We start from the raw sequence: 764 nt of genomic DNA on the forward strand, positions 1-764 counted from the left end.
TGGGAAGACTTCCAGAAGACCATCGACAACATCGCGCAAATGAAGCAGCAGATCCGCGAGTACAGCGAGATCCTCACGCTCGTGCGCACGACCGACGACATCCTGCGCGCGAAGAAGGAGAACAAGACCGGCATCATTTTCGGCTTCCAGAATTCGTATGCGTTCGAGGACAACCTCGGCTATATCGAAGTGTTCAAGGAACTCGGCGTGAACGTGGTGCAGCTTTGCTACAACACGCAGAACCTCGTCGGCACGGGTTGCTATGAGCCGGACGGCGGCCTGTCGGGTTATGGCAAGGAAGTGATTCACGAGATGAACCGCGTCGGCATCATGGTCGATCTCTCGCACGTGGGCGCGAAGACCTCGTCCGATGCGATCGCCTGCTCGAAGAAACCGGTGACGTACTCGCACTGCTGCCCGTCGGGGCTCAAGGATCATCCGCGCAACAAGACCGACGATCAGTTGCGCGAGATCGCCGATGCGGGCGGCTTCGTCGGCGTGACGATGTTCTCGCCGTTCCTCAAGAAAGGCCCGGACGCGACCGTCGACGATTATCTCGAAGCGATCGAATACACGATCGATGTGATCGGCGAAGACAAGGTCGGCATCGGCACGGACTTCACGCAAGGCTATAGCACCGAATTCTTCGACTGGATCACGCACGACAAGGGCCGTTATCGCCGTCTGACCAACTTCGGCAAGGTCGTGAATCCGGAAGGCATCCGCACGATCGGCGAATTCCCGAACCTCACCGCCGCGATGGA

Annotated in this window: 1 protein-coding gene; it reads left to right on the top strand. The window is 58.6% G+C overall.

The features are described 5' to 3' along the window. Positions 1 to 764, top strand: a 764-nt coding sequence (locus tag U4Y90_RS35955) for a dipeptidase (protein ID WP_321801898.1), incomplete at both ends; no start/stop codon positions are given.

The sequence above is a fragment of the Caballeronia sp. J97 genome, from assembly GCF_905220305.1.
GTDB lineage: Bacteria > Pseudomonadota > Gammaproteobacteria > Burkholderiales > Burkholderiaceae > Caballeronia.